The organism is Sorangium sp. So ce693 (assembly GCF_051521375.1).
GTDB classification, from domain to species: Bacteria; Myxococcota_A; Polyangia; order Polyangiales; family Polyangiaceae; genus Sorangium; species Sorangium atrum.
This window is the reverse complement of the sequence record NZ_CP150347.1, coordinates 12,555,415-12,580,377: the sequence shown is the minus strand read 5'-3', so window position 1 is coordinate 12,580,377 and position 24,963 is coordinate 12,555,415. Positions and strand designations below refer to the sequence as shown.

At 73.6% G+C, this 24,963-nt stretch carries 11 protein-coding genes and 1 tRNA gene; 5 read left to right on the top strand and 7 right to left on the bottom strand.

Annotation, left to right across the window (positions count from 1 at the left end):
* Positions 1-505 precede the first annotated feature (505 nt).
* From WMF14_RS46955 to WMF14_RS46945, 3 genes are all read left to right on the top strand, one after another.
* Positions 506-3,352 carry a PAS domain-containing hybrid sensor histidine kinase/response regulator gene (locus WMF14_RS46955; RefSeq protein ID WP_437797269.1) on the top strand — a complete coding sequence of 949 codons (2,847 nt, stop codon included), beginning with the start codon at positions 506-508 and terminating at the stop codon, positions 3,350-3,352.
* A 75-nt stretch (positions 3,353-3,427) separates the two neighbouring features.
* Positions 3,428-3,844: a response regulator gene (locus WMF14_RS46950; RefSeq protein ID WP_437547580.1), complete on the top strand. Its 417-nt coding sequence runs from the start codon at positions 3,428-3,430 to the stop codon at positions 3,842-3,844.
* The gene (locus WMF14_RS46945; RefSeq protein ID WP_437797267.1) at positions 3,841-5,478 is read left to right on the top strand and encodes an ATP-binding protein; all 1,638 of its coding nucleotides are present in this window, start codon (positions 3,841-3,843) and stop codon (positions 5,476-5,478) included. Before WMF14_RS46950 ends, WMF14_RS46945 begins: the two co-directional genes overlap by 4 nt.
* A 6-nt stretch (positions 5,479-5,484) precedes the next feature.
* Here the strand turns inward: WMF14_RS46945 and WMF14_RS46940 are convergent, their stop codons facing one another.
* From WMF14_RS46940 to WMF14_RS46910, 7 genes are all read right to left on the bottom strand, one after another.
* Complete coding sequence (locus WMF14_RS46940; RefSeq protein WP_437797265.1) at positions 5,485-6,108, bottom strand: methyltransferase family protein; 624 nt, start codon at positions 6,106-6,108, stop codon at positions 5,485-5,487.
* Positions 6,109-6,736: 628 nt separating this feature from the next.
* Positions 6,737-6,818 (bottom strand) — tRNA-Leu (locus tag WMF14_RS46935).
* Positions 6,819-7,042: 224 nt separating this feature from the next.
* Positions 7,043-8,281 (bottom strand): ATP-binding protein, encoded by a 1,239-nt coding sequence (locus tag WMF14_RS46930; protein ID WP_437797263.1) that lies wholly within the window; start codon positions 8,279-8,281, stop codon positions 7,043-7,045.
* A 57-nt stretch (positions 8,282-8,338) separates the two neighbouring features.
* Complete coding sequence (locus WMF14_RS46925; protein WP_272096428.1) at positions 8,339-10,126, bottom strand: carboxypeptidase regulatory-like domain-containing protein; 1,788 nt, start codon at positions 10,124-10,126, stop codon at positions 8,339-8,341.
* A gap of 483 nt (positions 10,127-10,609) precedes the next feature.
* Positions 10,610-18,541 carry a hypothetical protein gene (locus tag WMF14_RS46920; RefSeq protein WP_437797261.1) on the bottom strand — a complete coding sequence of 2,644 codons (7,932 nt, stop codon included), beginning with the start codon at positions 18,539-18,541 and terminating at the stop codon, positions 10,610-10,612.
* A 161-nt stretch (positions 18,542-18,702) separates the two neighbouring features.
* Entirely contained in the window at positions 18,703-20,559 is a 1,857-nt protein-coding gene (locus tag WMF14_RS46915; protein WP_437797259.1) for a S49 family peptidase, read from the bottom strand.
* Positions 20,552-22,681, bottom strand: coding sequence for a zinc-ribbon domain-containing protein (locus WMF14_RS46910; protein WP_437797257.1), 2,130 nt, complete (start codon positions 22,679-22,681; stop codon positions 20,552-20,554). Before WMF14_RS46910 ends, WMF14_RS46915 begins: the two co-directional genes overlap by 8 nt.
* A gap of 484 nt (positions 22,682-23,165) precedes the next feature.
* Here WMF14_RS46910 and WMF14_RS46905 point away from each other — a divergent pair, with 484 nt between their 5' ends.
* Both WMF14_RS46905 and WMF14_RS46900 read left to right on the top strand, forming a co-directional pair.
* Entirely contained in the window at positions 23,166-24,287 is a 1,122-nt protein-coding gene (locus tag WMF14_RS46905) for a hypothetical protein (RefSeq protein ID WP_437797255.1), read from the top strand.
* A 190-nt stretch (positions 24,288-24,477) separates the two neighbouring features.
* The gene (locus tag WMF14_RS46900) at positions 24,478-24,795 is read left to right on the top strand and encodes a YtxH domain-containing protein (protein ID WP_272096423.1); all 318 of its coding nucleotides are present in this window, start codon (positions 24,478-24,480) and stop codon (positions 24,793-24,795) included.
* The last annotated feature ends 168 nt before the right edge of the window (positions 24,796-24,963 follow it).

Here is a 24,963-nt window from a genome sequence, read left to right as displayed (position 1 = left end):
CGGTTACGCCGTTACGTCGTTACGTCGTTGCAGCCGACGTGCCGCGACATCGCGAGTTCGCCGGAGCCGCGGAGCGTCCGGGCGCCCCGGCGGCTCGCTGTAGTGCCGCCGCACGACACGGGCGGGCGGGGTAGCTGCGGCAAATTGCCTCACTCGTGACGTCGCGCACCGAGCATCACGTTGTTCATCGGCTGGCCTGTCTCGGCACAACGCTTGCTCGCGCCTGGGCTTGTGCGAGTGAGGTGGAAATCAGGCGCAGCTCAAGGCCGGTGTCGAGATCGATGTCGACGGAGAGCCGGCCGCGGCTATCTGAGGAGAGCGGCGGTCGGCCGTCCGAGGCCGCGCTGTCAGCGCGCCTTGTGGCGGCCGGTCAGCTCTCCGAAGATACCGTGCTCGCCGATGCCACCCGCGCCGCTGATCGCCCACCGCCGCTCGCCGCTCGCCGCGCAGGCGCCCTGACGGCGACGTCTGCCGAGGTCGGGCTCCCGCCGCGAACGATCCGATCATGACGATCCCGCTCCCCACGCTCATCAGGACCCGCCGCGAGGCCATCATCGAACGGTTCGTGGGCGAGCTGCGCAAGCGAAGCGCGGTCGTACGCAACATGCCGAAGCCGCTCATCATCAACTCGCTGCCGACCTTCCTCGACGAGGTGGCCGCCAGCCTGGAGCAGCGCGCATCGACGGCCGGCAGCAACGAAGCCGCGCGCGAGCACGGCGAGATGCGCTGGGAGCACGGGCTCGACCTGAACGTGATGGTCCGCGAGTACGGCGTCCTCCGGCAATCCATCCTTCGCGAGCTGGAAGAGGCCGGGATCATGCCGGATGTGCGGCAGATCGAGGCGCTCTCCGAGCGCGTGGACGCGGGCATCGCCCAGGCGGTAAGCGAGCACACACGACTCCAGCTGGAGGCGATCGAGACCGAGCGCCGGCGCACGGAGATGGAGCGGAGCAGGAGCGGCTCGCTGCTCGCTCAGGCGCCCGCGCCGATCTGCTTCCTCAAGGGCGCAGCGCTCGTGTTCGAGCTCGCGAACCCGCTCTTCTGCCGCATGGTCGGCCGCGACGATCTCCTGGGCAAGCCGCTCGTCGAGGCGGTCCCGGAGCTCCGCGGGCAGCCGCTGCACGCGCAGCTCGAGGCCGTCCTGGCGAGCGGCGAGCCGAGCGTGGCGAGCGAGATCCCGGTGCGGATCACGCGCTGGACCGGCGAGACGGTCGAGCGGCTGTACAACGTCCTGTGCAAGCCGGTGCACGACGTGAGCGGCGCCGTGGAGGGCGTCATGGCGACGGCGTTCGACGTGACCGAGCAGATCGGCGCGCGCCGGAAGGCGGAGCGGCTCGCGCTCGAGCTCCAGCAGAGCGTGGCCCAGCGCCTGCGCGCGGAGCAGGCGCTCCGCGTGAACGAGGAGCGCTTCCGCAAGGCGCTCCGGGGATCGCCGGTCATGGTGTTCACCCAGGACCGGGACCTGCGCTACACGTGGATGCACAACTCGTTCGGCAAGTCCGAGCGCGAGGTGCTCGGGAAGACCGACGGGGAGGTGCTGGAGGACCCGGAGGCCGCGAGGTCGCTCGATCGGACGAAGCGCGACGTGCTCGCCAGCGGCGTCGGCCAGCGGCGCGAGATCGCGGTGCGCGCCGGCGGCCGCACCCAGCACATCGACGTCTCGATCGAGCCGCTGAGCGATGACACGGGCGAGATCATCGGCATCACCTGCACCGCGACCGACATCACGGAGCGGAAGTCGATCGAGCAGGCGCTGCGGGCGAGCGAGGCGAGGTTCCGCACCGTGCAGGAGGCGTCGCCCGACGGGTTCATGATGCTGCGCAGCGTGCGCGACGCGTCCGGGGCGATCTCCGACTTCGAGTGGGTCTACGTGAACCCGGCCACGGGGCCGATCGTCGGGGGTCGCGGCAAGGATCTGGAGGGCAAGCGGCTCTCGGTCGAGGTCCCTGGCAGCGCGCTCGCGAGCGCGTTCGACGCGTACGCGCGCGTCGTGGAGACCGGGGAGCCCGCGAGGGTCGAGCTCTTCTGCGCGCACGAGGGCGCTCCGCGGACGTTCCGCGCCATCGCGGTGGCGCTGGGCGACGGCGTCGGCATCTCGTTCCACGACATCACGGAGCAGAAGCGCACCGACGCCGAGCGCGCCCAGCTCCTCGATCAGGAGCAGCGCGCGCGCCAGCACGCCGAGCAGCTGAACCGGCTCAAGGACGAGTTCCTCGCGACGGTGTCGCACGAGCTCAGGACGCCGCTCCAGTCGATCCTGGGCTGGGCGCGGATCCTCCGCACGGGCGAGGTGGACGCCGAGTCGCTCGAGCGGGGGCTCGCCACGATCGAGCGCAACGCGAAGGCGCAGTCGCAGCTCATCGAGGACGTCCTCGACGCCTCGACGATCATCGCGGGGAAGCTGCAGCTCCGGACCGATCCGGTCGACGTGGGGCAGGTGCTCGCCGCGGCGCTCGACCTCGTGCGCCCGGCGGCGCTGGCGAAGGGCGTGGCGGTCGACATCTCCGTCGCCGACGACGTGGGCGTCTTCCTCGGCGACGCGGAGAGGCTCCAGCAGGTCGTGTGGAACCTGCTCACGAACGCGGTGAAGTTCACGCCGTCCGGGGGCCACGTGCGGGCCCTCGCCCGGCGCGTCGAGGCGACGCTCGAGGTCGAGGTGGAGGACAACGGCGAGGGCATCCCGAAGAGCTTCCTCCCGTTCCTTTTCGAGCGGTTCCGGCAGGCGGACGGGGGGATGACCCGGGCCCACGGCGGGCTCGGGCTCGGCCTTGCCATCGTGCGGCACCTGGCGGAGGCGCAGGGCGGCAGCGTGCACGCCGAGAGCGACGGAGAGGGCAAGGGCGCGCGCTTCCGGGTGCGGCTGCCGATCCGCGCGGAGGCGCTCGCGGCGACGCCGTCCCCGCAGCGCCGGGGCGGCGAGGCGCCGGGGGGCGCGGCGCGGCGCGTCCTCGAGGGCATCCGGGTCCTCGTGGTCGACGACGAGACCGACGCCCGCGAGCTGCTCGGCATCATCTTCGTGCGCGCCGGGGCGACCGTGAGCGAAGCGGCCTCAGCAGGCGCGGCGCTCGAGGCCCTCCACATGGGCGAGTTCGACGTGCTCGTGAGCGACATCGGCATGCCGGGTGAGGACGGTTACGCGATGATGCGGCGGCTGCGCGCGCTGGGGGCCGACGTCCCCGCGAGCGGCATACCGGCGCTGGCGCTCACCGCCTACACGCGCATGGAGGACCGCCGCCAGGCGATCGCCGCCGGCTTCCAGATGCACCTGGCCAAGCCCATCGAGCCGAACAGCCTGGTGACCGCGGTCGCGCACCTCGTCGGCCGCGCGGGCAAGCCTGGTAGCTGGCCGTAGCGCCGTAGCCCCTGCGCGCGGCCTGCGGTTGATGCTATCAACGAGCCTTCGCTTTGCCCCTCCACGAGGACGAGGATGGACGGTAAATTCCTGAATATTATCCTGGTCGAGGACGACACCGTCGACGTGATGAACGTCCGGAGGGCGTTCGAGAGGGGCAAGATCACGAACCCGCTCTGGGTGGCGGGCGACGGCGTGGAGGGGCTCGATCTGCTGCGCGGCAACCAGGTGCCCAGGGATCGGCGCCTCGTCCTGCTCGACCTGAACATGCCCAGGATGAACGGCATCGAGTTCCTCCGCGAGCTCCGGGCCGACGTCTCGCTGCGGGCGACGCCCGTCGTCGTGCTGACGACCTCGAACGACGATCGGGACAAGGTGGACGCGTACGATCTGAACGTCGCGGGCTACCTGCTCAAGCCGGTGACGTTCCTGAGCTTCGTCGAGCTCATGACGGCGCTGAACCGGTACTGGACGCTCGTGGAGATGCCTTGAGCCCGAGGTCGGTTCGCCTCCTCGTCGTCGACGACGACACGGTCGATCGGATCGCGATCTTGCGCGCGCTGCGGAGCGGCCGCGTCGACGCCGAGATCAGGGAGGCCGATTCCGTCGATTCGGCGCTCGCGGTGCTGTACGAGCAGCAGATCGACTGCGTGCTGCTCGACTATTACCTCCCCGGGGGCGACGGGCTCGCGGTGATCGAGGCGGCGCGCAACGCGAAGCTCACGGCGCCGTTCATCATGCTGACCGGGCAGGGCGACGAGTCGCTCGCGGTCGATCTGATGAAGCGGGGCGCGGCGGACTACGTGCCGAAGAACCTGCTGACGCCCGAGCGGCTGGTGCAGAGCCTGCGCCACGTCCTGCGGCTGAGCGAGGCGGAGCGCCGCGAGGAGGAGGCGCGCAGGGCGCTCGCCCGCCACGCGAACCAGCTCGCGCAGCTCACCGAGGCGACGCTGCGCATCCACCGGTCGCTCTCGCTGAACGAGCTGATCCAGCGCACCACCGACGAGGCGCGCGCGCTGCTCGACGCCGGCGTCGCGGCCTCGCGGCTGGCGGCGCGGGGCGTGGAGCAGCGGCCCTTGACGGGTATCTCGCTGTCGGAGGAGTACGCCGCGCGGGAGGACCGCGACGGCGTCCGCGAGGTCGCGTTCGGCCTGATCGAGCGGAGGAGCACCAGCGTCCGGCTGACGGGCGACGAGATCGCGAGCGATCCGACGTGCGCCGACGTGCTCTCGCGCTCGCCGGCGGAGCTCCACCCGCGCTCGCTCCTCGCGGCGCCGCTGCGCGGCCGGGACGGCCAGTGCATCGGGAGCATCCAGCTGCTCGATCGGCGCGACGGCCCCTTCGTGGAGAGCGACGAGGTGCTGCTCACCCAGCTCGCGCAGTCGGCCTCCGTCGCCCTGGAGAACGCGCGGCTCTACAACGAGGCGCAGGCCGCGACGCGCGCCCGGGACGACCTCCTGGCGATCGTGTCGCACGATCTCCGGAACCCGCTCAACACGATCGCGATCACGGCGTCGCTGCTGCGGAGCGATCTGCTCCAGCGGAAGGACGGCGACGACGACGACGCCGTCCAGCTCGTCGACCGCATGGACCGCGGCATCCAGAGCATGACGCGGCTCATCGAGGACCTGCTCGACGCGTCGCGCATCGAGGCGGGGCGGCTCGTGGTGTCGCCGAGGGTGGAGCGGGGCGGGACGCTCGTCCGCGAGGCGCTCGACGCCGCCGCGTCGCTCGCGGAGGCGAAGGGCTGCCGGGTGACGCAGGGGCCGCTCGACGCGGGCCTGGAGGTCCTCGCCGACCGGGATCGCGTGCTCCAGGTCTTCTCGAACCTGCTCGGCAACGCGCTGAAGTTCACGCCGAGGGGCGGCGTCGTGAGCGTGTCGCTCTGCCGGGTCGCCGACAGCGCGCGCTTCTCGGTGGCCGATACGGGCCCGGGCATCCCGCCCGAGCACCAGCCGCACCTCTTCGATCGCTACTGGAAGGCCTCGCAGGAGTCGCGCACGGGGGCGGGGCTCGGCCTCTACATCGCGCGCGGCATCGTCGAGGCGCACCACGGGACCATGGCGGTCGAGAGCGCCCCGGGCCAGGGGACGACGATCCACTTCTCGCTGCCCCTGGCGAGCTGAGGGGCGTCAGGGCGACGGCGGCGAGCCCCCTCGGCCGATCCCGGGCAGGAAGCGGCCGACCTTCGCGCAGTAGGCCGTGTACGCGCCGCCGTGGGCGCGCAGGAGGTACGGCTCCTCGACCAGGCGGACCTGCAGCTCGATCGCGATGACCAGCGCGACGAGCGAGGCGAGCGCGGCCGCGTTCGGGAGGATCAGCAGCAGCCCGAGCGCGGCCAGCATCATGAAGCTGAAGACAGGGTTCCGCACCACCGCGAACGGGCCTCCGGTCACGAGGCCCGTGCGCTCCGCCTCGCTGACGCCGATGCGCCAGGACGCGCCCATCACGCCCTGTGACCAGAGCGTGCCGAGCGTCCCCGAGATCGTCATGGCCGCGCCGAGGCCGACCAGGGGCAGGCCAGGATCGGCGAGGGGAGCGATCCAGGCCGCGAGCTCCGCGACGGGGGCCAGCGCTCCCAGGACGAGCGCGATCACGAAGAGCACGCCGCCGAGCCACGGCAGCGACCCGGGTGGCCCCGAGATGCCGCGGAAGCCCGCCGATCCTGTCGCGCTGCGCTGCCTGAGCGAGCGCCATCCGAACGCGAGCGCAAGGTAGATCCCGTAGAGAACGAGGGCGAGCCAGGGTCGATTCATGCCGAGCTTTCCTGTCGATGGGTCAGCCGGTGGAGGACCGGCAGGACGACGCACTCTGGAACATGCGGAGTGGACCCTCCAAGAACGGCATGGATCCTCGTTCGAAGCCCTTGCCGCGGGCACCTGGCGCGCACAACCGATGGATCGATTGGCGTCGACTCCAGTGCGATAGGGACATGGCCCATCGTCCGTATCGAGCGAGTCTGCGAGGATCGCCTGGGCCGGACAGCCAGCGAGAAGCCTCGGGGCAGCCGCCGAAACGACGCGTCGGCCCAACCGATCGGAGGAGCCCTGAGGCCTCTCCAGCGCGCTCTCATGTGCATCCCCCGCGCGAACTCGCGTGACATCCGCCCCGAACAGGCGGTCTGTCGCGCGCCTCCCCCGGAGCGCCACGCTCCACGCGGCATGTGCTGCCCGCATGCATCGCCCTGCGTCCAGCTGGCGCAGACGAGCGCTCAGCGGTGCCAGGGCGAGCCGTCGAGGTTCAGACGCGAGCTCCGAAACCGGGCGGCCCCGTCAAGACACAGGGGCGGCGCCACCGGTACCGCACACGCGCTGAGGGAAAACACTCAGCCAGGTGTGCACAAGGATTGGAGAACGATGCGCCGAGAGAGAGAGAGACAGGGAGTGCGAAGGGGGGGACTTGAACCCCCACGGTGTTACCCGCTAGCACCTCAAGCTAGTGCGTCTGCCAATTCCGCCACCTTCGCGAGTGCGGTTGCGGGACGGAACCTACCCAGCTGGCCGGGGAAGTCAAGCTAATCCTCACAACGTCGTCACACGGCGCAGCGCCCGCGCTGCTCAGCCGTGGCGGCCTCGCGGCCTTGGCCGATCGCCCGCTGCCCAGGCTGCGGCCGCGCGACCGGGGCGCGCACCAGAGGGGCACACCCGCACGCACCGCACCGAGCGCTGCGCGCACCGTCCCGCGGGCCCTTCAGCGGACGAGCGCCTCGACGATCTCGCGGATCTCGAACGGCTTGCGCACCCAGGACACGCCGGAGTTCGCGGGGAGAGGATCGGCGCCGGCGCTGCCGGACATGACCACGAGCCGCACGTCCGGGTTGGCCCTGCGCACGGCGGAGACGGTGCCGAGGACGTCCTGCTGGATCGGCGAGATGTCGAGCAGCGCAGCCTGGAACGGCCCGGAGGCGAGGGCCCCCGGGAGCTCGAGCGCGCTCTGCACGCTGACGATGCTCGCGCCACGCGCGGTGAGCGCCGTGTCGAGCAGATCCACCACCGCGTCGTCGTCCTCGACCACCAGGATCCTGACGCCATCCAGGACCGTCCCCGGCTGCGACGGCGACGCCATGCTCCGCGGCACGGGCGGCCCTTCCTCGGCGCCTGCTTCGCGGGGCGGGGCGTCGGCAGGCGGAGTGTCCTCGACGGGCCAGCGCAGCTCGAAGCGAGCGCCTTCCTCCGAAGGCACGAGCGCGAGCCCGCCGCCGGCAGCGCTCGCCAGCGCTGCGGAGTGGCGGAGACCGATGCCCGCTCCGCCAGGCCGCGTCGAGACGCCCGAGCTCAGCAGCGTCGCGCGGCGCGACGGCGGGACGCCGGGCCCCTGGTCCGCGACGCCGATGACGACCGCGGCGCCCTCGAGCCTGGCATCGACACGGACGGACGAGCCGCGGGGCGACAGCGCCACCGCGTTGAGCAGCAGGTTCGTCAAGATCTGCACGACCGCAGCGCCGTTGCTCACGCCGGTCCGCGCGATCGCGGGCTCGATCACCGCGCGGAGCGCGATCGCGGAGCGCCGCGCCTCGGGCTCGAGCCCCGTCACGGCGTCGTCGATGACGTCGGCGATCAGGCGCGCCGGCTCCCCCAGCGGCCTCGACGCGACCTCGCCGTCGCCCGCCGGACGCCCCTCGCCCTCGGCGCCGATGGCTCGCCGGATCAGGCGGCGAGCGTCGCGCGCGCGGGAGGCAGCGACGCCGAGCGAACGGCCCAGCTCGGGGCCTTGCTCGCCCTGCGCGCGCTCGATGCAACCCACGATGACGGTGAGCGCGTTGGAGACCTCGTGCAGCGCGATCGCGAGCTCCTGCGCAGACGGAAGCGAGGTCCCGGTCGCGCGCTCCTCGTCGGCGCGCTGGCCCAGGTCGCCGCGTAGAGGAGGCGCGAGGGTCAGGCCATCCTCGGTTGAAGGCTCCGATGTCCCACCGCGCGTCGGCTGCGCCACGGGCGTTAGCCTATCTCGCTCCGCGCTGAGCTGGTACCGCCCTTTTTCGCTCCGACTTCACCGGGACATCGATGGGGGGAGCGGCAGCACATAGGAGCCATCGGCCGCCGACCGGGTCTCGCCGATCTGGATGCCCCTCGCGGCCGTATCCCGCGCGGTCGTGCTCTGGACGGGCAGCCAGGCGACGACCGCGGCGTCGCCGAGACGGGCGCCCGACGCGTCGCGGACGACGCCCTGGAGCACGGCCGGGTACGACATGGCGAGCTCGAGGTCGGTGACCGCGGCATCCATCGCGGAGACCGCAAGGCGCGGCCGGACGAGCCAGGGGTAGGCGGAGCCGGGCATCGGGCGGACCGAGAAGTCGAACTCCCCTGGGTCGACGTCGATCGAGAACGCGCCGTCACGGAGGACCCCGGACGTCTGCCGGGGCAGCAGCGGCTCGGGCGTCAGCACCTGGCCGATGTACGCCGTGACCTGGCCACGGGAAGGGACCGCGAACACGCTGGCGCCATCCATCAGCTCGCCCATGGGCCCCTGGACGCGGCCGGTCAGCGTCCCGGCCTCGGGGATGATGACCGACTGACCGCAGTAGCAGTCGTCGCTGGCGGCGAACTTGAGCGTCTGCTTGGCGGCCGCCTTGGTGGTGTCGTTGATCGGCTGCGCGAAGAGGACGTATTCGCCTGGCGGGAGGTCGGCACGGAAGAGGCCGTTCGCGTCCGTCTCGGTGTCCAGCTTGTAGGCGGCGGTGGGCGCCCTGTCGATGACCGCGCTCTGGATGCGGACGGCCGAGAGCACCGGGTTGCCCGCCGCATCGAGCGTCTGACCTTCCACGCGGCGCGCCGCCGCGTCGAGCTGGAGGAGCGACAGGTTCAGGTTCCCCGTGGAGCCCTGGAGCGCGAGCGCAGCGAGGTCCCAGTAGACCGTGGGCCTCGGCTCCCCGTCCTTCGGACGCAGCCGGATGAGCGGGCTCCTGTCCTTGTCGGCGTCGGCCCAGTAGAACTTCACGCTGAACTTGACCTGCGTCGCGGTCGCCTGCGGGTCGGGCTCGGCGTGTTCGAGGAGGCCTACCTGGGAGAGGACGCTGCCGGTCACCGGGTCGACGAGATCGAGCTTCCACCCGTCGACGCGCACGCCCTCGGGCACCTGCAAGCTGCCCTGGAGCACGGCGGGCGCCTCGGCGTTGATGCCGAGCGTCCACTGCTCGGGGACCACCTGGTTCGGCAGGAAGATCGGCGGGGGGATGTCGTCGCGGCAATCGGAGCGCGCCTGCGGCGTCAGCGAGATGTGGTAGTCGCCTGCGGGGATCTCGAGCTGGAACCTCTGGCCGTCGTCGCCGTTCGGCTCCGAGAGCGTCGAGTAGGTCTGGGTGGGCAGGCCCAGGATGGGCGCGATGCGCCGGAACTCGACCTTCAAAGGGAACTTCCCGCCGGTCGCGGGGAGCTGCCCGCCGGCGAGGCCCTCGCAGTAGGAGCCGCCGAGGCGCACCGTGGCCTCCACGCGCGCGGGCATGGGGATCGTGAGATCGACGGAATGCACCTGCCCGCCAGGGTCGTGAGGAGGGAAGCCGCTCGCTGCATCGATGGCGAGGAGATGGGAGACCTCCGCGCCCAGCTCGGGCGTGGCGCGCGGCCGGATCTCGAGGATGAGCCCGTCGAGGTTCGCGCTGGTCGAGACGCACGCGCGTTGCCCGCTGACATCGGCGCAGGTCGCCCCCGGGCCGCACTCGACCGACCTGTCGCAGGCGTTCACGGGGGCGGAGTCCGCCATCTCGAGGGGAATGCCGCAGGCCACCGAGGTCGGTAGGCAAGCGAGCAGCGCGGCGCACACGACGGATCGCGAGCTCACCGTGCCCTCCTCGCCGAGGACGCGGCGCGCGCAGCGCGGAGCAGGAGCCGCCCCAGGCGCGATGCGGCGGGACAGCACCGCGGGTCCGCAGAGACGCTGGTGACCGATGGCCGCCGAGCTGATGAGAGTGACGCGCGGAGCCCGAACGGGTCCGCACCCGAGCAGGCGTAGGGGAAAATCACACCCGCGCGAGAAGGCGATGTTCGTGCCAACCGACAGACGGCGTTCCGGGCAGCGTGGGGCGTGCATCCGCTCGACAGGGCGCCGCGCAACCAGCGGCGGCGCTGTGACAGCGCTGTCGCGTCGAGACGGATGCGCCGATGCGGCCACCCCGCAATCATCGCACCCGGGCGAAGTACGGACATGCACACGGGGAAGCTCGGTTGGGACGGGATAAGACCGGGCTCCGGTCGGCTCTGCGGGGGCGCGAGGTCTGCAAGGAACATGACGCCACCGACGTCCGCGCGGTGGGTGCCGCGACGCCTACGTACCTGCACGGAAGCGCGAGCTTCCCGTGTCGACCCGCCGGAGTGAAGGCACCGTACCTGGCTGCCATCGCGCTTCGGCGTACTCCATCCGCGTCGCGAGGCGAACGAGATCGGCGATCTCGGGGACCGACGCGCAGGCCGCGGCGAGCCCTTCGGGGTCGGAGAGCGGGACCGCCAGCTCCAGGCCGCGCTCCTTGATGGTCGCGCGCACGGCCGTGGCGACGTTGCCCGCGGCGAAGAGGCCAGCGCGGCGCATCGCGGTGCGGGTCGTCTTGACGGCCCCCTCGTAGGTGATCTTGTCGGCGCTGTCGCAGATCTCGCGGAGTCGACGCTCTGCGCGCGGGGGGATGAGCTGCCAGAGGTTCTGCTCGAGCCGCACCACCGCCGGGTTGCCGCGGGCGCTGTGCGCGGTGGCCTCCAGAGGACCGAACGCGGCGACGATGGCAGAGAGCAGCGTGCGGAGCTCATCCTCCGAGCTGGTGTTCACCAGGACATGGTCGGGCATGGCGCCAGCGAGCTGAGCGCCGAGCAGGTAACGCAGCTCGGGGGTGTCCTCGCGGACCTCGCCCCGCAGCAGCACGGCCGGCGGGTTGACCCGGATGACCTGCCCCTCCGGCGACGACGGAGCAGGCAAGGGAGCGCGCTGGTGGAAGAGCGCGGTGCGCAAGAGGCCGAGGTGAGCGGCCATGACGCCGTAGATCTCCCCGAGGAGGGTGGGCGATGTCGGCTGGATCCGCTCGGAGGGGACGAGCCCGGACTGGCCTGCGTCGCGGCGATAGAGGCCCGTCTCCCAGACGATCGCGAGCGCTTCGTTGACCGGCGACTCCAGATCGCGGAAGAGCAGCGCGCTCACGAGCTCCGGCGCGTCGCGCTGCGCGGCGAGGGGCGGCGGCGTGACGACGCCCTCGCCGGGCCGATCGGACGGCTCGTCACCGTCGAAGGCGCGCAGCACGTGCTCGATGGCGCGGGCGTAGGTCATGTTCTTGTCGGCGATCGCGGCCGCCTGGAGGCGCTCCAGGGTGCTCCGGTCGCCGAGGCGCAGGTGGGCCTGCATCCGTCGGACCGCCAGCGCCTCCCGAGAGCGATCGTCGCGCGGAGCGAAGCTCTTGATGAGCCGCTCGCCAGCGTCGAACGAGCCCGCGGCGAGCTCGCGGAAGAGCGCGGCTTCCTCGAAGCTCTCGGCGGCGGACGGCGACCACGCGGCCACGAGCCGCGTCGCGGAGGAGGGCGGCTGGATCGACGCCGGGGCGGAGACCGGGGGCCCGGCCTGCGGCGCGCCGACGCTGGAGCGGCCCGACGCGGCGCCGCCGCGCGCGGCGTTGCTCTCCGCGGGACCTGGCGCAGCGCTCGGTGACGGCGCCGGCGAGGCCGCGGTGCTCGCCGTCCCATCGAGCAGATCGTCGTCCGAAAGCTCGGCAGAGGTGGATTGAGACGGGTCGTCGGCGATCAACCCCTCGTCGAGCGGGTCGTTGAGCTCGACGAGATCGATGTGCGGGTTGCTCGAGGCCGGCGCGCCGCTCGACGGCGCGCGGCTGCTCGCAGGCCCGACGCCGCTCGACGGCGCCCGGCTGCTCGCGGGCCCAGCGCCGCTCGACGGCGCCCGGCTGCTCGCGGGCCCGACGCCGCCCGACGGCGCGCGGCTGCTCGCAGGCCCGACGCCGCTCGAGGGCGCCCGGCTGCTCGCGGGCCCAGCGCCGCTCGACGGCGCCCGGCTGCTCGCGGGCCCGACGCCGCTCGCTGCCGACGCAACGCTGGGCGGCGCCTCTGGTGCCGCCTGGGTCGGCTCCGCGGCGCCTGCGCGGAGCGTCGCGGCCTGGGGCACTTCCTCGGGAGGCAGGGTCGCCCGCTCGCTGGCCAGCTCGGCGTTCAGCTCGGCGATCTTCAGCCCCAGCGAGCGATCCGTGCCCGCGAGCACCGTGGCCTGCGAGAGGATCTTCGCCGCGCGATCCGGGTCGCTCGACGCGTGCAGACGCGCGAGCTGCATCAGCGCGCGCGCGCGATCGATCCCCGAGCTCTGCGCGGCGAGCTCCTCGAGCGCCTTCCGGGCGGCCTCGGGCTCGCCTCGCGCAGCCGTGAGCTCCAGCTGGCGGCGCAGCGCGAGCGTGCGCGTCTCCGGCTCCGCCGCGGCCTCCTCGAGCAGGCGCGCGGCCGCCTCGAGATCGCCGGCGTTCTGAGCGTTCTCGGCGGCGGCGAGCGCGACCCGACCGCGCGCGCGCATGCCCTGGAGATCGCCGCCGAGCGCGCGATCGAACAGCGGGAGGGCGGCAGAGAAGTTCCGCTTCAGGGCCAGGCGCTCCGCCATGCCGAGCGCCACCAGCGTGCTCGGGCCGACCTCGGCGTGGCGCCGGGTCAGCTCCCGCATGCCGGCGCCGTGGCCCTGGATGACGTCGAGCGTCTCGGCGAGCAGGAACGCGTGCAGGTCGACGTGCGCCGGGCGCAGGCGCGGCGCGATGCGGCCGAGCTCCTCCACCGCGGCCTGCGCGTCGCGCGGCGTCCCGGTCCCGCGCAGGCGATACTCGATGCGGCGCGCCTCGAGGACGGCGTCGGGCGACTCCGGGGCGAGCTTCACGGCGCGGCGAGCGCGCTCGAGCGCCGTCGCGTCGTCCCCGAGCGTCGAGGTGGCGCGCGCCGCCTCGACCAGCAGCTGCGCGCGCCGCTCCGGCGCGTCGCGCGACGCGCTGGCGAGCTGATCGAGCGCCGCGGCGAGCGCGTGGCCGTCCCCCTCCCGGCGGGCGATCTCGACGCGGAGCTCGATCACGGCCTCGCGCGGCGCGATGCGAGCGACGCTCTCCAGCGTGTCCTTCGCCGACTCGACATCCCCGCCGCCGAGGTAGCTGCTGCACGCGCGGAGGCTGTACTCGGCCCGCTCGTCGGTGGTCGTCGCGAGATCGCCCAGCCTGCACCAGAGCGGGGCGGCGCGGAGCGGCGTCCCGAGCCGCTCGTGGATGTCCGCGAGGAACCTCAGCGCGCTCACGTCGTCGGGCGACGCCGCGAGCAGGGCCTCCAGCTCGGCGCACGCCTCGTCGAGCAGGCCGAGGCGCTGCTCGAGCAGGGCGGCCCGCCGGAGCCGCAGCGCGCGCCGCGTGTCCGGCAGCGGAGCCACCTCGATGCGCCGCGCGAGGAGGGCGGCGACCGCGGCGTGATCGCCGCGGTCGCTCGCGTCCTGCTCGACGATCTCGACGGCGTGCATGTCGGTGAGATCCAGCCGCGCGATCGCCTCGTAGAGCGCCACCGCGGCGCCGCGATCGCCGAGCTCCTGGGCCAGCGGCGCGAGCTCGCGGAGCACGAGCAGCCGCTCCTCGTCGCCGGTCAGGACGCCCTGGAGGCGCGTGAGCACGTCGAAGAGCCGCTGGCGATCGTCGGTGCTCCGCGCGAGCTGGATGAGCTCGTCGATGTGCGCCTCGTCGAACGGCGTCTTCTGCGCGGCTTCGAGGAGGAGCTCCACCGCGCCATGGAGATCGCCGCCGTCGGCGAGGATGCCGGCGAGCTCGCGCGTCAACCCGAGGCGGACGTCATCCGGCAGGTCGATGCGCGCGAGCTCGGACTGGACGAGCGCCTCGAGATCGGCGCCGCGACGTTCGGCCGCGTACAGCCGGCGCAGCCGGGTGACGACCTCGGTGCGCACCTCGCCCAGGAGCTGGCCGCCGGCGAGCGCCCGCTCCAGGGCGACGGTGGCCTCGGCGCGCTGGCCCTCGCGCTCGTGCTTGTCGGCGAGGTGCAGCAGCGCCTCGAGGCGCCGCGCGACCGGCAAGGCATCGTCCAGCGAGCGCTTCAGCGCCTCGTCCCCGCTGGCCTCGACGGCCGCCTCCGCCTCGTACGCGAGCGCGTCGTCCTCCGGCGCGCGCCGGGCCGCCTCCACGAGCAGCGCCGCCGCGACCGGCGGCACGTTCAAGGCGCCCGCGAGCTTGCTCGCCCACCTGAGCAGGCTGGGACCGACGCTCGAGTGCGGCCTCATCGCTGCGGCGTACACCGCCGCGACCAGGTGCGACGCCGGCTCGGTCTGCTGCGCGAGCTCGCCGACGATGTCGAGGAGCGTCTGGAACTCGTCGACGTCGCCGTCGGCGAGCATCGCGCGCTCGATCGCGGCGAGCGCGAGCGCGGGCGAGTCGAGGACGGCGACGGCGATGCGCGCCATGGCGAGCCCCGCGCGGGCCCCTTCGGGGCCGTCGAGCTTCGCGATGCTCGCCTTGACCGCGCGGTCGAAGCGGATGGTCTCGACCTCCGGCTGCCCCGTGCACGCGACGAGATCGCGGATGGCCGCGCCGACGTCCTCGACGAGCGCCGGATCCGGGCGCACGACCATCGCGCGGAGCAGGATGTCGAGGCGCAGCCGGAGGCCCTCCTCCGTGCGGCCGGTGAGGGCCGCGGCGCGCTTCAACCAGGCATTGCGCGACGCCGGATCGGCCGTCGCCGCCACCCGCTCGAGCGCGCGCACGGCGTCCGACGGCTCGCCGACGTGCTCGGCGAGCCGAGCGAGCAGCACGTACGAGGTGCCCTCGGTGGGGACCGCCTCGAAGCTGGCCACGGCGTGCGCGAGCGCGAGCTCGAACGCGCCGCGCCGCTCCAGCTGCCGCGCCGCGCGGTAATGGGCGGCGCGGCGCCCATAGCAGCCGAGGGCCGCGTCGGCGAGCAGCCGGTAGGTCTTGTCGAGGACGACGATGCCGCCGTCGGCGTCCGCCGATTTCTCGACCAGCGCGACGGCGTCGGCGCGGAGGGGATCGAGCTCGATCGCGCTCGCCGCCGTGGAGAGCGCGCGCTCGGGCAGGCCGTGCTCGTGCGCGAGGTTGGCGGCCTCGATCAGCAGGTTGGCGCGCCTGCGTCGCTCGGGCCCGACGTCGCCCGACCACCCGTCCCCGTCCGCGGCGGGCTGCGCTCCCCTTTCGCCCCGGGCCTCCGCGGCGCGCGCCACGAGCGCGTCGATCGCCGCCTCGACGCCCGCGAACTCGCACATGTCCCGCGCGTAACGCTCGGTCCCGCCGCTCGGCGCGAGCTCGCTCGCGCGGAAGAACGCCTCCTCGGCGCCCCGGTGATCCTCCGCCAGGTCCCAGCGCAGGCTGCCGAGCTCACGCCACGCTGCCGCGGCCTCTCCCGCCGTGTCGGCGCCCCGCGCGGTGAACGCCCGGGCCTTCGCCTCGACCAGCGCGATGGCGCCGTCGGAGCTGAGCCCCTTCGCGTCGAGCAGCGACGACTCGAGGCGCTGGACCCGCGTGAGGACCTCGTGAGGATCCGCCTGCACGGCCGCTGCGCGCGCGAGCTCCTGCGCCGCTCCGTCCGGATCGCCGCCGTCGAGCCGGCAATCGGCGAGCATGAACATCAGCTCGGGGGCGTGCGACGCCGTCATCTCGACGGCCAGCCACCGCTCGAGCACGGTCACGGCGAGGTGAGGGTCGCCCGCCCGGCGCGCGAGCTCCAGCAGCCGCTCGCGCAAGAGCGGGTTCTGCGGTCCGAAGACGTCGAGCGAGCGCCTCGCGAGCGCCGTGCCGCGCTCGGGATCGAGGTCGTAGAGGGCGTGCAGCGCGCTCGCCAGCGCGGCCGCCATCTCGCCGAGCGGCTTGGGCTGCGCCAGGATCCACGCGAGCGCGTCCGAGAGCCGCGCCGCGTCGCCGGCGGCCGCGGCGCGGCGGATGAGCTCCGCGGTCGCCTGGGGGCACCCTGGCCGCAGCGCGAGCCAGCGCTGGGTCCACGCGAGCGCGAGCGGCAGCTCGCCCAGCGCCTCCAGCGCCCTCGCGAGGCCGTCGCAGAGCGCGCCGCGCGGGAACACCGTGGTGATGGAGCGCTCGATCGCGGCCGCCACCGCCCGGTCGACCTCGAACGGAGGCGCCTCGCCGGCCCCCGCGGCGGCGGCGAGATCTGCCGTGAGGATGGAGGCGAGCGTGGCCACGGCGCGCGCGGACGACGGATCGGCCTCGCAGGCGAGCAGCGCGACCTCGCGCGAGAGCGCCCGCTGCGTCCGCTGGTAGAGCGCCGCCGCGCTCGAGAGCAGCACCGCGCGCAGCGCCGGCCAGACCGGCGCGGCGAGCTGCACGAGCGCGTCGGCGCGCTCCCGCAGGCGCCCGGTCCGCGTGGCCAGCACGAGCGCAGCGCTCGCCGCGCCGCGGTGCCCCGGGGCCTCGCCGAGCAGCGGCAACACCTCGTCGAGGGCGCGGGCGTCCTGGCCTTGCCGCCGCGCGATCGCCGACAGGAGGAGCCTGGCACGCACCAGCTCGACCCGCGTCAGCAAGGACGCGCGGATCGCCTCGGACCTCGCGGAGCGCGCGCCCTCGGCCTCGGAGGGCGCCCGCATCGCCTCGGCCAGCCGCGCGCGGAGCAGGGCGTCGAGCGCGGCGCCGCCCCCGGTCCGCCGGCTCAGCCGATCGAGCGCCAGCAGGCAGCCGCGGTCGGCCGGCAGCGCCCGCGAGAGCCCCACGAGCGCCTCCTCGTAGGCCGCGCGCTCCTTCGGGCGGCCGCGGTAGATGACGACGAGCCGGCGGAGCGCGTCGATCCGCCCCTCGGCGGTGTCCGCGCCGCGGAGCGCGCGCTGCGCCGCCGAGAGCGCCTCGTCCTGCCCCTTGAGCCGATCGGCGATCCGCTGGAGCCCTGCCTCGGCGTGCTTCGGGTCGCCGCCGACGTCTCTCAGCGTCTCGAGCGCCCAGCGCGCGAGGCCGGGGTCGCCGATCTTCTCTTCCGCGAGTCGCGCGAGCTCCGAGAGCGCGTCGATCCGCCCCGCCGCGTCCTCCGTCGCCCTCGCGTCCGAGCCCTCGCCGATGCGGATGAGCGCCTCGACGAGGGGCGCCATGTCGTGCAGGGTCGCCGCGTGGTCGCGCAGCGCGGAGCGCGCGGCGGTGCTGCCGGAGTCGCTCGCCGCGGCCTCGATCCAGGCCTCCACGGCGCGATCGGGGCTCGCGAGCGGGCCAGCGTGGAGCCGCGCGAGCGCCACGTACGCCTCGGACCTCGACGCCCCGACCCGCTGCTCCGCCCTGAGCTCGATCCGCGCGGCCACGAGCTCGTAGAGCCCCGCCTGCTCGAGCACCTCGTCGATCGCGCGGGCGGCGTCGCCGTCGATCGCCCCGTCGAGGCCCGCGTCGAGCACGCACCCGACCGCGCGCGCCCAGTCGCCCTCGTTCGTCGCGCCCTGGAGCCGGTGGCCGTGCACCTCCATCGCGCGTCGCAGGGCGGCGGGGCCAGAGGCCTCGCCGCGAGCCGCCCGCGCCGCGAGCGCGTCGGCGTGCGTCCGGAGCACCTCGTCGGCCGCGCCCTGCCGGCTGCGCAAGAACAGCGCGGCCGCCATGGCTTTGGCCGCCATGTCATCGTGAGGCGCGATCTCGAAGGCGCGCAGGCGATCCTCGAACGCCGCCTCCCGCTCCCGCGCGGCTTCGCGCCGCTTGGCCGCCTCCAGGTACGCCTTCGCCGCGGCCGCGGGGAACACCTCGTCCGACGCCCAGGCCGCGATCGTGCCGAGCAGCTCGCTCGCCATCGCGTCGTCCGGGGCGAGCTCGCTCGCCTCTTCGAGCGCGTCGACAGCGCCCGCGACGTCGCTGGCGCGCGCGAGGAGCACGGCGATCTTCACCAGCATCCGCGCCGTCGCGCCGGGCGGCTGTGCGTCGTCGCGGAGGCCGCGCAGCGCCGCCGCGGCGAGGGCTGGCTCGCCCAGCCCGGCCAGCCAGCCGGCGAGCTCGCTCCGCATCGCCGGATCGTCGCCCAGCGAGAGCGCCCGGCGGGCGAGCACCGCCGCCTGGTCCAGCTCGACGCCGCGCGCGGCGAGGGTCCTCGCGAGGGCGAGGGCTGCCTCGCGCTCCCCTTGCACGTCGCCGGCCGCGCGGCGCTCGTCCACCCGCGCGCGCCAGTAGGCCTCTTCAGCCCGCGGGCCGCGGTGGCGCGACACCGGCGCGATCGCGCGGGCCCCTGCGAGGACCAGCTGCCCCGCAGAGGCGGGCCCGGCAGGCTCCATCAGCTCCGGCGAATGCAGCGACCTCCTCGCGCCCGACGCTGATGCTGCCCGATCCGGAGGTGAAGAGCTCATTTCGGCGACCCGCTTCGGGTGTGCTGAACCCGCTCAGCCTACCAGAACGACCGAGGTACAAGGCCAATCTTCAGGTGCAATCTCGCGCTTTACCGGAGCGTCACCGCGAACGGTAACACCGTGAGCGCCCTCTCTCCGGCCAGGAGAGGCGCCATGGAGGCGGCGAATGTCCCCACCTCCGGCGCGACGCCGAGCCACTCCGGCAGGAGGACGGAAGCCATCGCCTCCCGCGCGCGCTCCCTGAGCGCTGCGCGGTCGGGAGCCCGCGCGCTGCCCTCGCTGGCTTCGTCGCCGGTCGCCAGGAGCTCCAGCAGCCCGCCCTCGTCCTGCTCGATCTCGACCGGCGCATCCGCCGGCAGCTCCGCCAGCTCGCGCGCGAGCGCGATCGCGCGCTCCAGGCCGCCGAGCTCATCGACGAGCGAGCGCCCTGCGGCCTCGACCCCGCCGAAGATGCGCCCCTCCGCCGACGGCGCGATCGTCTCCAGCGGGAGGTTCCGTCCGGCCGTGATGCGCTTCAGGAACAGATCGTAAACCGCCTCCATGGAGGCGAGCACGCGGGCGCGTGTGGGCTCGTCCCAGGGTGTGAGCGCCGACATGTACGCGGCGCGCGCTGCCCGCTGAGGATCCGGGTTGGCCGCGACCGTCTCTGCGTTGATCCCGATGTCCGCAAGCGCCTTCCCGACGGCGAACTTGCCGCCCACGACGCCTATCGAGCCGATGATGCTCGTCCGCTCGGCGACGATCTTGGTGCCAGCGCAGGCGAGGTAGTAGCCGCCGCTCGCGGCCATCCCGCCGATCGAGACGACCAGCGGCTTCTTCTGCCGCAGCCGCATCAGCTTCTGCCAGAGCAGATCCGAGGCCAGCGCCGATCCGCCGGGCGAGTCGATCCGGAGCACGACCGCCTTCGCGCTCGGATCCTCGGTGAGGCGCGTGATCGTTTGCCCGAGCTCGCGCTCGCCGATCCCGTCCGACGAGCCGATGGGCATCCCCTTGGCGCTCATGGTGATGCCGCCGATCGCCGGGACGACCGTCACGTGCGGCGTCCCCAGCGAGCTCGCCCCGGAGACCGAGCGGAACACGTCCACGAGGCTCCGGGAGAGGCTCGCATCGCGCGGGGCGCCGCCGAACCGCGGCACGGAGCGCTCGGTGCCGGCGAGCTTCTTCGCGTCCTCGGTCGCGGACTCGAAATCGCCGATCTCGTCCACGAGCGCCCTCGCCTTCGCCTCCTCAGGGGCGAACGGGCCGTCCTCGAGGGCCTCCCGGAGCTCCTCCTTGCCGCGCCCCTCCACGATGGCCGAGAGCCACGCCTCACGGACCCCGCCGAGCGCGGACTCGAGCGATCGGCGCGCCTCGGGGCTCGCCCCTTCCCGCGTGAACGGCTCGCTCGCGCCCTTGAACTTCCCCACCTGGAGGAAGTCGACGTCCACGTTGAGCTTGTCGAGGAGCCCCTTCGCGAACACCAGCTGCGCCGCGATCCCCACCGTGTCGACCTGCCCCGCAGGGCTGAGCCAGAGCTTGCTGCACGCGATGGACGCCAGCAGCATGGTCGCGTTGTTGTACTCGTCCGCGTGGCACACGACCGGTCGCCCCGACGCGCGGACATCGCCGAGGATCCGGCCGATCTCGTGGGCCCGCGCGAACGCGAGGCGCGCGCTCCCGAGCCGCACGAGGAACCCCTTCGCGCTCGGGGACCCGGAGAGCGCTCGCAACGACTGCACGAGCTGCACGTGGGTCCTGCCGCTCGGCGGGCCGAACAGCGACGCTGACGCGCTCTCGGGGAGCCCGCGCGAGAGATCGATCTCGATGACCGCCGGCTCGTCGAGGCCCGCCGCGGGCGGCGCCGGCAGCGCCGCTCGCTCTCTCCCGCTGCACCCTGCCATCGACGCCGCCACGGCGAGGGCGCCGACGCCGGTCCATCGCACCCCTCGAGCTCGGCGCTTACTCATGCTTCATTCCAGGCAGATCCGAGGTGTCGACCGGCGGCGTCGTCGCCCCGGGCGTGGCGGTCGGCGGCGGATGCACGCCGGGGAGATCGCTCGTATCGATGGCGCCGCCCGGGGCGACGTAGTCGTCGGGCACGCGGCCGTCGTCCGGCTCCGGCTCCGGCTCGCGCCGAGCGCGCCCCGGCGGGCTCGCGGGAGGAGCGCTCGCCGCGGTCGATGGGCTCGGCGGAGGAGAGCCCGCGCGCGGGCTCTCCACGCGCGCGCTCGACGCCGGCTCGGCGACGCTGCCTGGCTCCCCCTGCGCCTTCTCGAGCCGGTCGATGAAGGCCCGGAGCGGGCGCGCGAGCAGGTGCGGCCGGCTCGTCGCCAGCAGGCGCTCGTTCTCGGCGCGCGCGGCCGCGAGATCGCCTGACCTCGCGAGCGCATAGACGAGCAGCGCCCGCGCTCGCCCTGGGCTCTGCTCGATGCTCGCCGCCGTCCGGAGCCGCTCGACGACGGCGGCCCAGCTCGGATGAGCCTCCGCGAGATCGAGCGCGGCCAGCGTCAGCGCGCTCTCCGGCTGCGCGCTCTCGGCCGAGATCGCGCCGACGAGCTTCCGTGCGGAGGCGAGATCGCCCTGCATGCGGAGCAGATCGATCGCCGCGCGGGTCACCTCGGCGTTCGCCGGCGCGACGCGCCGCGCGTGCTCGACCTCCTTGCGGGCGCGCTCGATCGCGATGTCGAGATCGTGCCGCACCGTGTCCAGATCCGCGTCCCCTGCGGCGAGCAGCTGCAGCCGCAGCCACCGCACGTCCGCGTTCACCGTCTCGACCCGGGCCAGCGCCGCCGCGACGCGCGGGTCGTCCTCGGCGAGCGCGCTCGCCTTGACGAGCTTGTCCCTCGCCGTCTCCGGATCCCCCTCGGCCAGGCTCCGCTCGCCCTCGGCGAGCAGCGCCGAGACGCGATCGTCGCTCGGCGCAGGCCGGGTCTGGACGGCCGGCTTGAGGTACTTCGGCCCGAGGGTCGCCGCGCTCACCACCATGAGGCCGACGACGATGAGGCCGACGACCCACCGCGCGATCCCCGTCCTCCTCGAGGGCAGCGACGTGATCCCGGCATCGCCGTCCCCCTCGTCGACGTAGGAGGGACGCCCCTCGGGCTCCACGGCTGCGGTCGGCGACCCCGACGTCGCTGCCCTCCGCGCCGCGTGGTCCTCGCTCGCCGCGCGCGGCGACCCGCGCCTCGCCACGGGGGCTTCTTCTCCCGGGCTGTCGGCGGACGCGACGGCGCGCTCGAGGCGTGCCGGGGAAACGCTGTTCGGGATCCGCAGCGGCACGGCCCCGGCGGCGCGCACCTGCCCTTCGCCGCCGGCGTCCGCGGGCCCGGGCCTGATGCTGCCGTGGCGCACCTCGGCGACCCCCGCGCCGCGGAGGGTCCGCGGCTCCTGCCGGCGCGCAGGGTGCCCGTCCGGCAGCGGCGGCGCCTCTTCCGGCGGCACCACGACCCCGGGCAGCGCGCTCGGCTTCGTCATCACCCGCGCGGGGGCGCTGGCCTCGGAATCGTAGGCCGCGGTCTGCGCCCCGCGGCGCGGCGACGGGCGCTCCTTGCCCGACTGGACCTCCCGCACGTCCCGAACGATCGTCTCTGCGTCGTGGATGGACTCGGGGGCGGCGTCCGCGTCGCTCTCCGCCCGCGGGAGCGGGATCGCGACCGAGCCCTCGGTCTGCGCCGGCGCCGGACCGCCGAGCCCTGGAGGCGTCAGCGACCTCGAGCGGCCAGGGAACGGCGAGGGCCCGCCGATGCCCAGCGCGGTCCCGGCCATCACGATGCCGCCCGGCCCCTTGAAGAACGGCTCCAGCTCCGCGATCGACCCGAGCCGCCGCGGCCTCGCGTTGCCGCGCGAGATCACATCGTCGCGGGTGATCTGGCCCTGGGTGATCGCCGCCTGGAGCTCCCGGAGCATCTTGAACTCGAGCTCCCGGCCGCCGAGCGTGCGCACCACCCACGTCTCGGGGAGCCCGCCGTCGGTGCGGCGGACCTTGAACTGGAAGCCGCAGTTCGTGCACTTGACCGTCGTGCCGCGCTCCGACACGAGCGCGTCGTCGAACTCGTACTCGGTGCTGCAACGCTCGCAGGTGACATCCATCTGCTCGACCGGTCCCCGTGTCCTCGCGAACGGCTGGCCCCCCAGGCGCGAGCCTGCCGGGGTTCCTCGTTCGGAGGTAGCCGCCCGGAACTCGGCGGAACGGTAGCACGGGTTCCCCTGTGCGCCCCAAAGGGTCGCGCTGCGCCGCGCCATCCTCCGCTTTCCCCCGCGGTTCAGGGCTCACGGTCGTCTGCGGCCCCCCTGTCCCCCCGACGCAGCGGCCGCCGCGGCGTGCCCCTCCGCGAGGCGTGGCACCTCCGGGCCAGGCCGCGCCCGCCTCGCCTCGCCTCGCCTCGCCGCGCGCGGAGGCCACATGCCGACGTGAACGCGGCTTCACGGCGAGCGCGCGATCGGCCGAAATACGCCGCGACTCGCCAGGCTTGTGTGGGGCATGTCGCTTGCTACGCTCGTCCGGTCGCGACCGTCACGCGCGAGGGCGCGGCTCCTCGACGCCGGGCGGCCGAATGCTTTCGGGAGACGGTGAATGAAGCGACTTACTCTGCTGGGTCTCGCGAGCGTGCTGGCGCCCCTCCTCGCGGGTTGCCCCATCTACGACGACAACGCCGACAGCCACTTCTGTGATGCAGAGGACTGCGGGCCCAGCATCCCGAGCGGCTGTAACGAGCCAGCCGACTGCGGGATCAACGAGACCTGTGGCGAGGACAACGAATGCCACATCGGCGACTGCACGACCTGGGGGTGTAGCCGGGGCTTCGAGTGCGTCATCGCCGACGACCACACCGCCGCCTGCGTCGCGAGCGGCACCTCCGGGGAGGGGGGCAGCGGCGGGGCCCCCGGCGACGTCGTGTACTGCGGCAACCCGGACGACTGCGCCGATGGCGAGACCTGCGCGCCGGATGGCACGTGTCAGCCCGGCAGCTGCGATCAGGTCCTTCCGAGCGGCGAGCCGCTCGGGTGCATCCACGGCTATGTCTGCGAGGGCGACGACGCCGATGCGACCTGCGTGCCGGCGACCCCGGCCGCGTGCGGCGCCGACGCCGACTGCGCCCGCCTCGGCCCTGACTACCTCTGCGTCAGCGGCATCTGCACCGCGCCCCAGGACCAGTGCTTCGATCAGACGCAGTGTCCGGTCAACGACAAGTGCGTCGAGGGCAAATGCACGCCGGCCTGCAGCGAGGATGCGGACTGCCCCAGCAGCTACCGTTGCGACGCGACGCTCGGCATCTGCTCCCACCCTGCGCAGCCCTGCGTCATCACGGACGACTGCGGCGGCCCCTCTGCCGTCTGCATCGACGGCGCCTGTGTTCCGAGGAGCGACGGAGCCAGCTGCCCCGAGGGCGACGTCTGGGTCGAGAACGGCTGCATCCCGAATCAGTCGAGCAACTTCGTGTGCGGCGAGGATGGAGCGCAGGACGTCTGCGCGGCGGGATCGATCTGTCTGCACCACAGCTGCTACATCTCGTGCGACCAGCCGAACCCGAACGCCTGCGACAACCAGTCGCCCTCGCTGAGCGAGTGCAGGACCGTGGCGACGTTCTCCGGCGAGCACCAGGTCTGCGGGTCGAGCGACAACCTCGGCGGCGACTGCGATCCCGAGACGCCCTGCAGCGAAGGCAAGATCTGCATCGACGGCTTCTGCCGGTAACGCTGCGGCGCTCCTCCGCCGCGATCGCACCTCGGGCAGGGCAGCCCCCCTGCCCTGCCCCCTCCGTGCGCAATATGCCCTTGGCATGCGCGCTGCCTCACGTCCCGCCGGTCACTGTTCCAGCCACGTGAATCCACGCTGAGGGCTACGCGTTACGCGCCCCCACGCGATGCGAACCGACGGAGCCACAATGAAGGCAGACGATCTCGTCAATTACATGGCCGATATGTTCCCCTACAGGAGAAGGAGCTCACTCGACTGGATCGTTCCGGTGTCGGTCGGGCTCGGCCTCGGCGTCGCCCTCGGCGTCGGGGTCGGCGTCCTGGTCGCGCCGACGTCGGGTGACGAGGCTCGCCGCCGGCTGCGCGACAGCACGAGCCGGCTGCGCGAGCGCGCGGAGAGGGCCAAGGATCGCGCCCTGGGCGCTGCGCAGCGGACCCAGCACGAGATCCAGGAGAAGGTCCAGGAGAGCGCCGGCTCGTACTCCAACGAGCTCGGCGCCCGCTGAGCGAGCTCCAGGGGGGGCGCGAAGGCGCCGCACCGCCCACGCGCGGAGCGGCGCCTTCCATCATTTCCCGGGATGTGCCCCAGCAGCCGAGCGACATCTGCGCAGCCGGAGCGGCACAAGCGATGCTTTTCCGAGAGCAGATGGATTGAACGAGACACCTCGCGAACC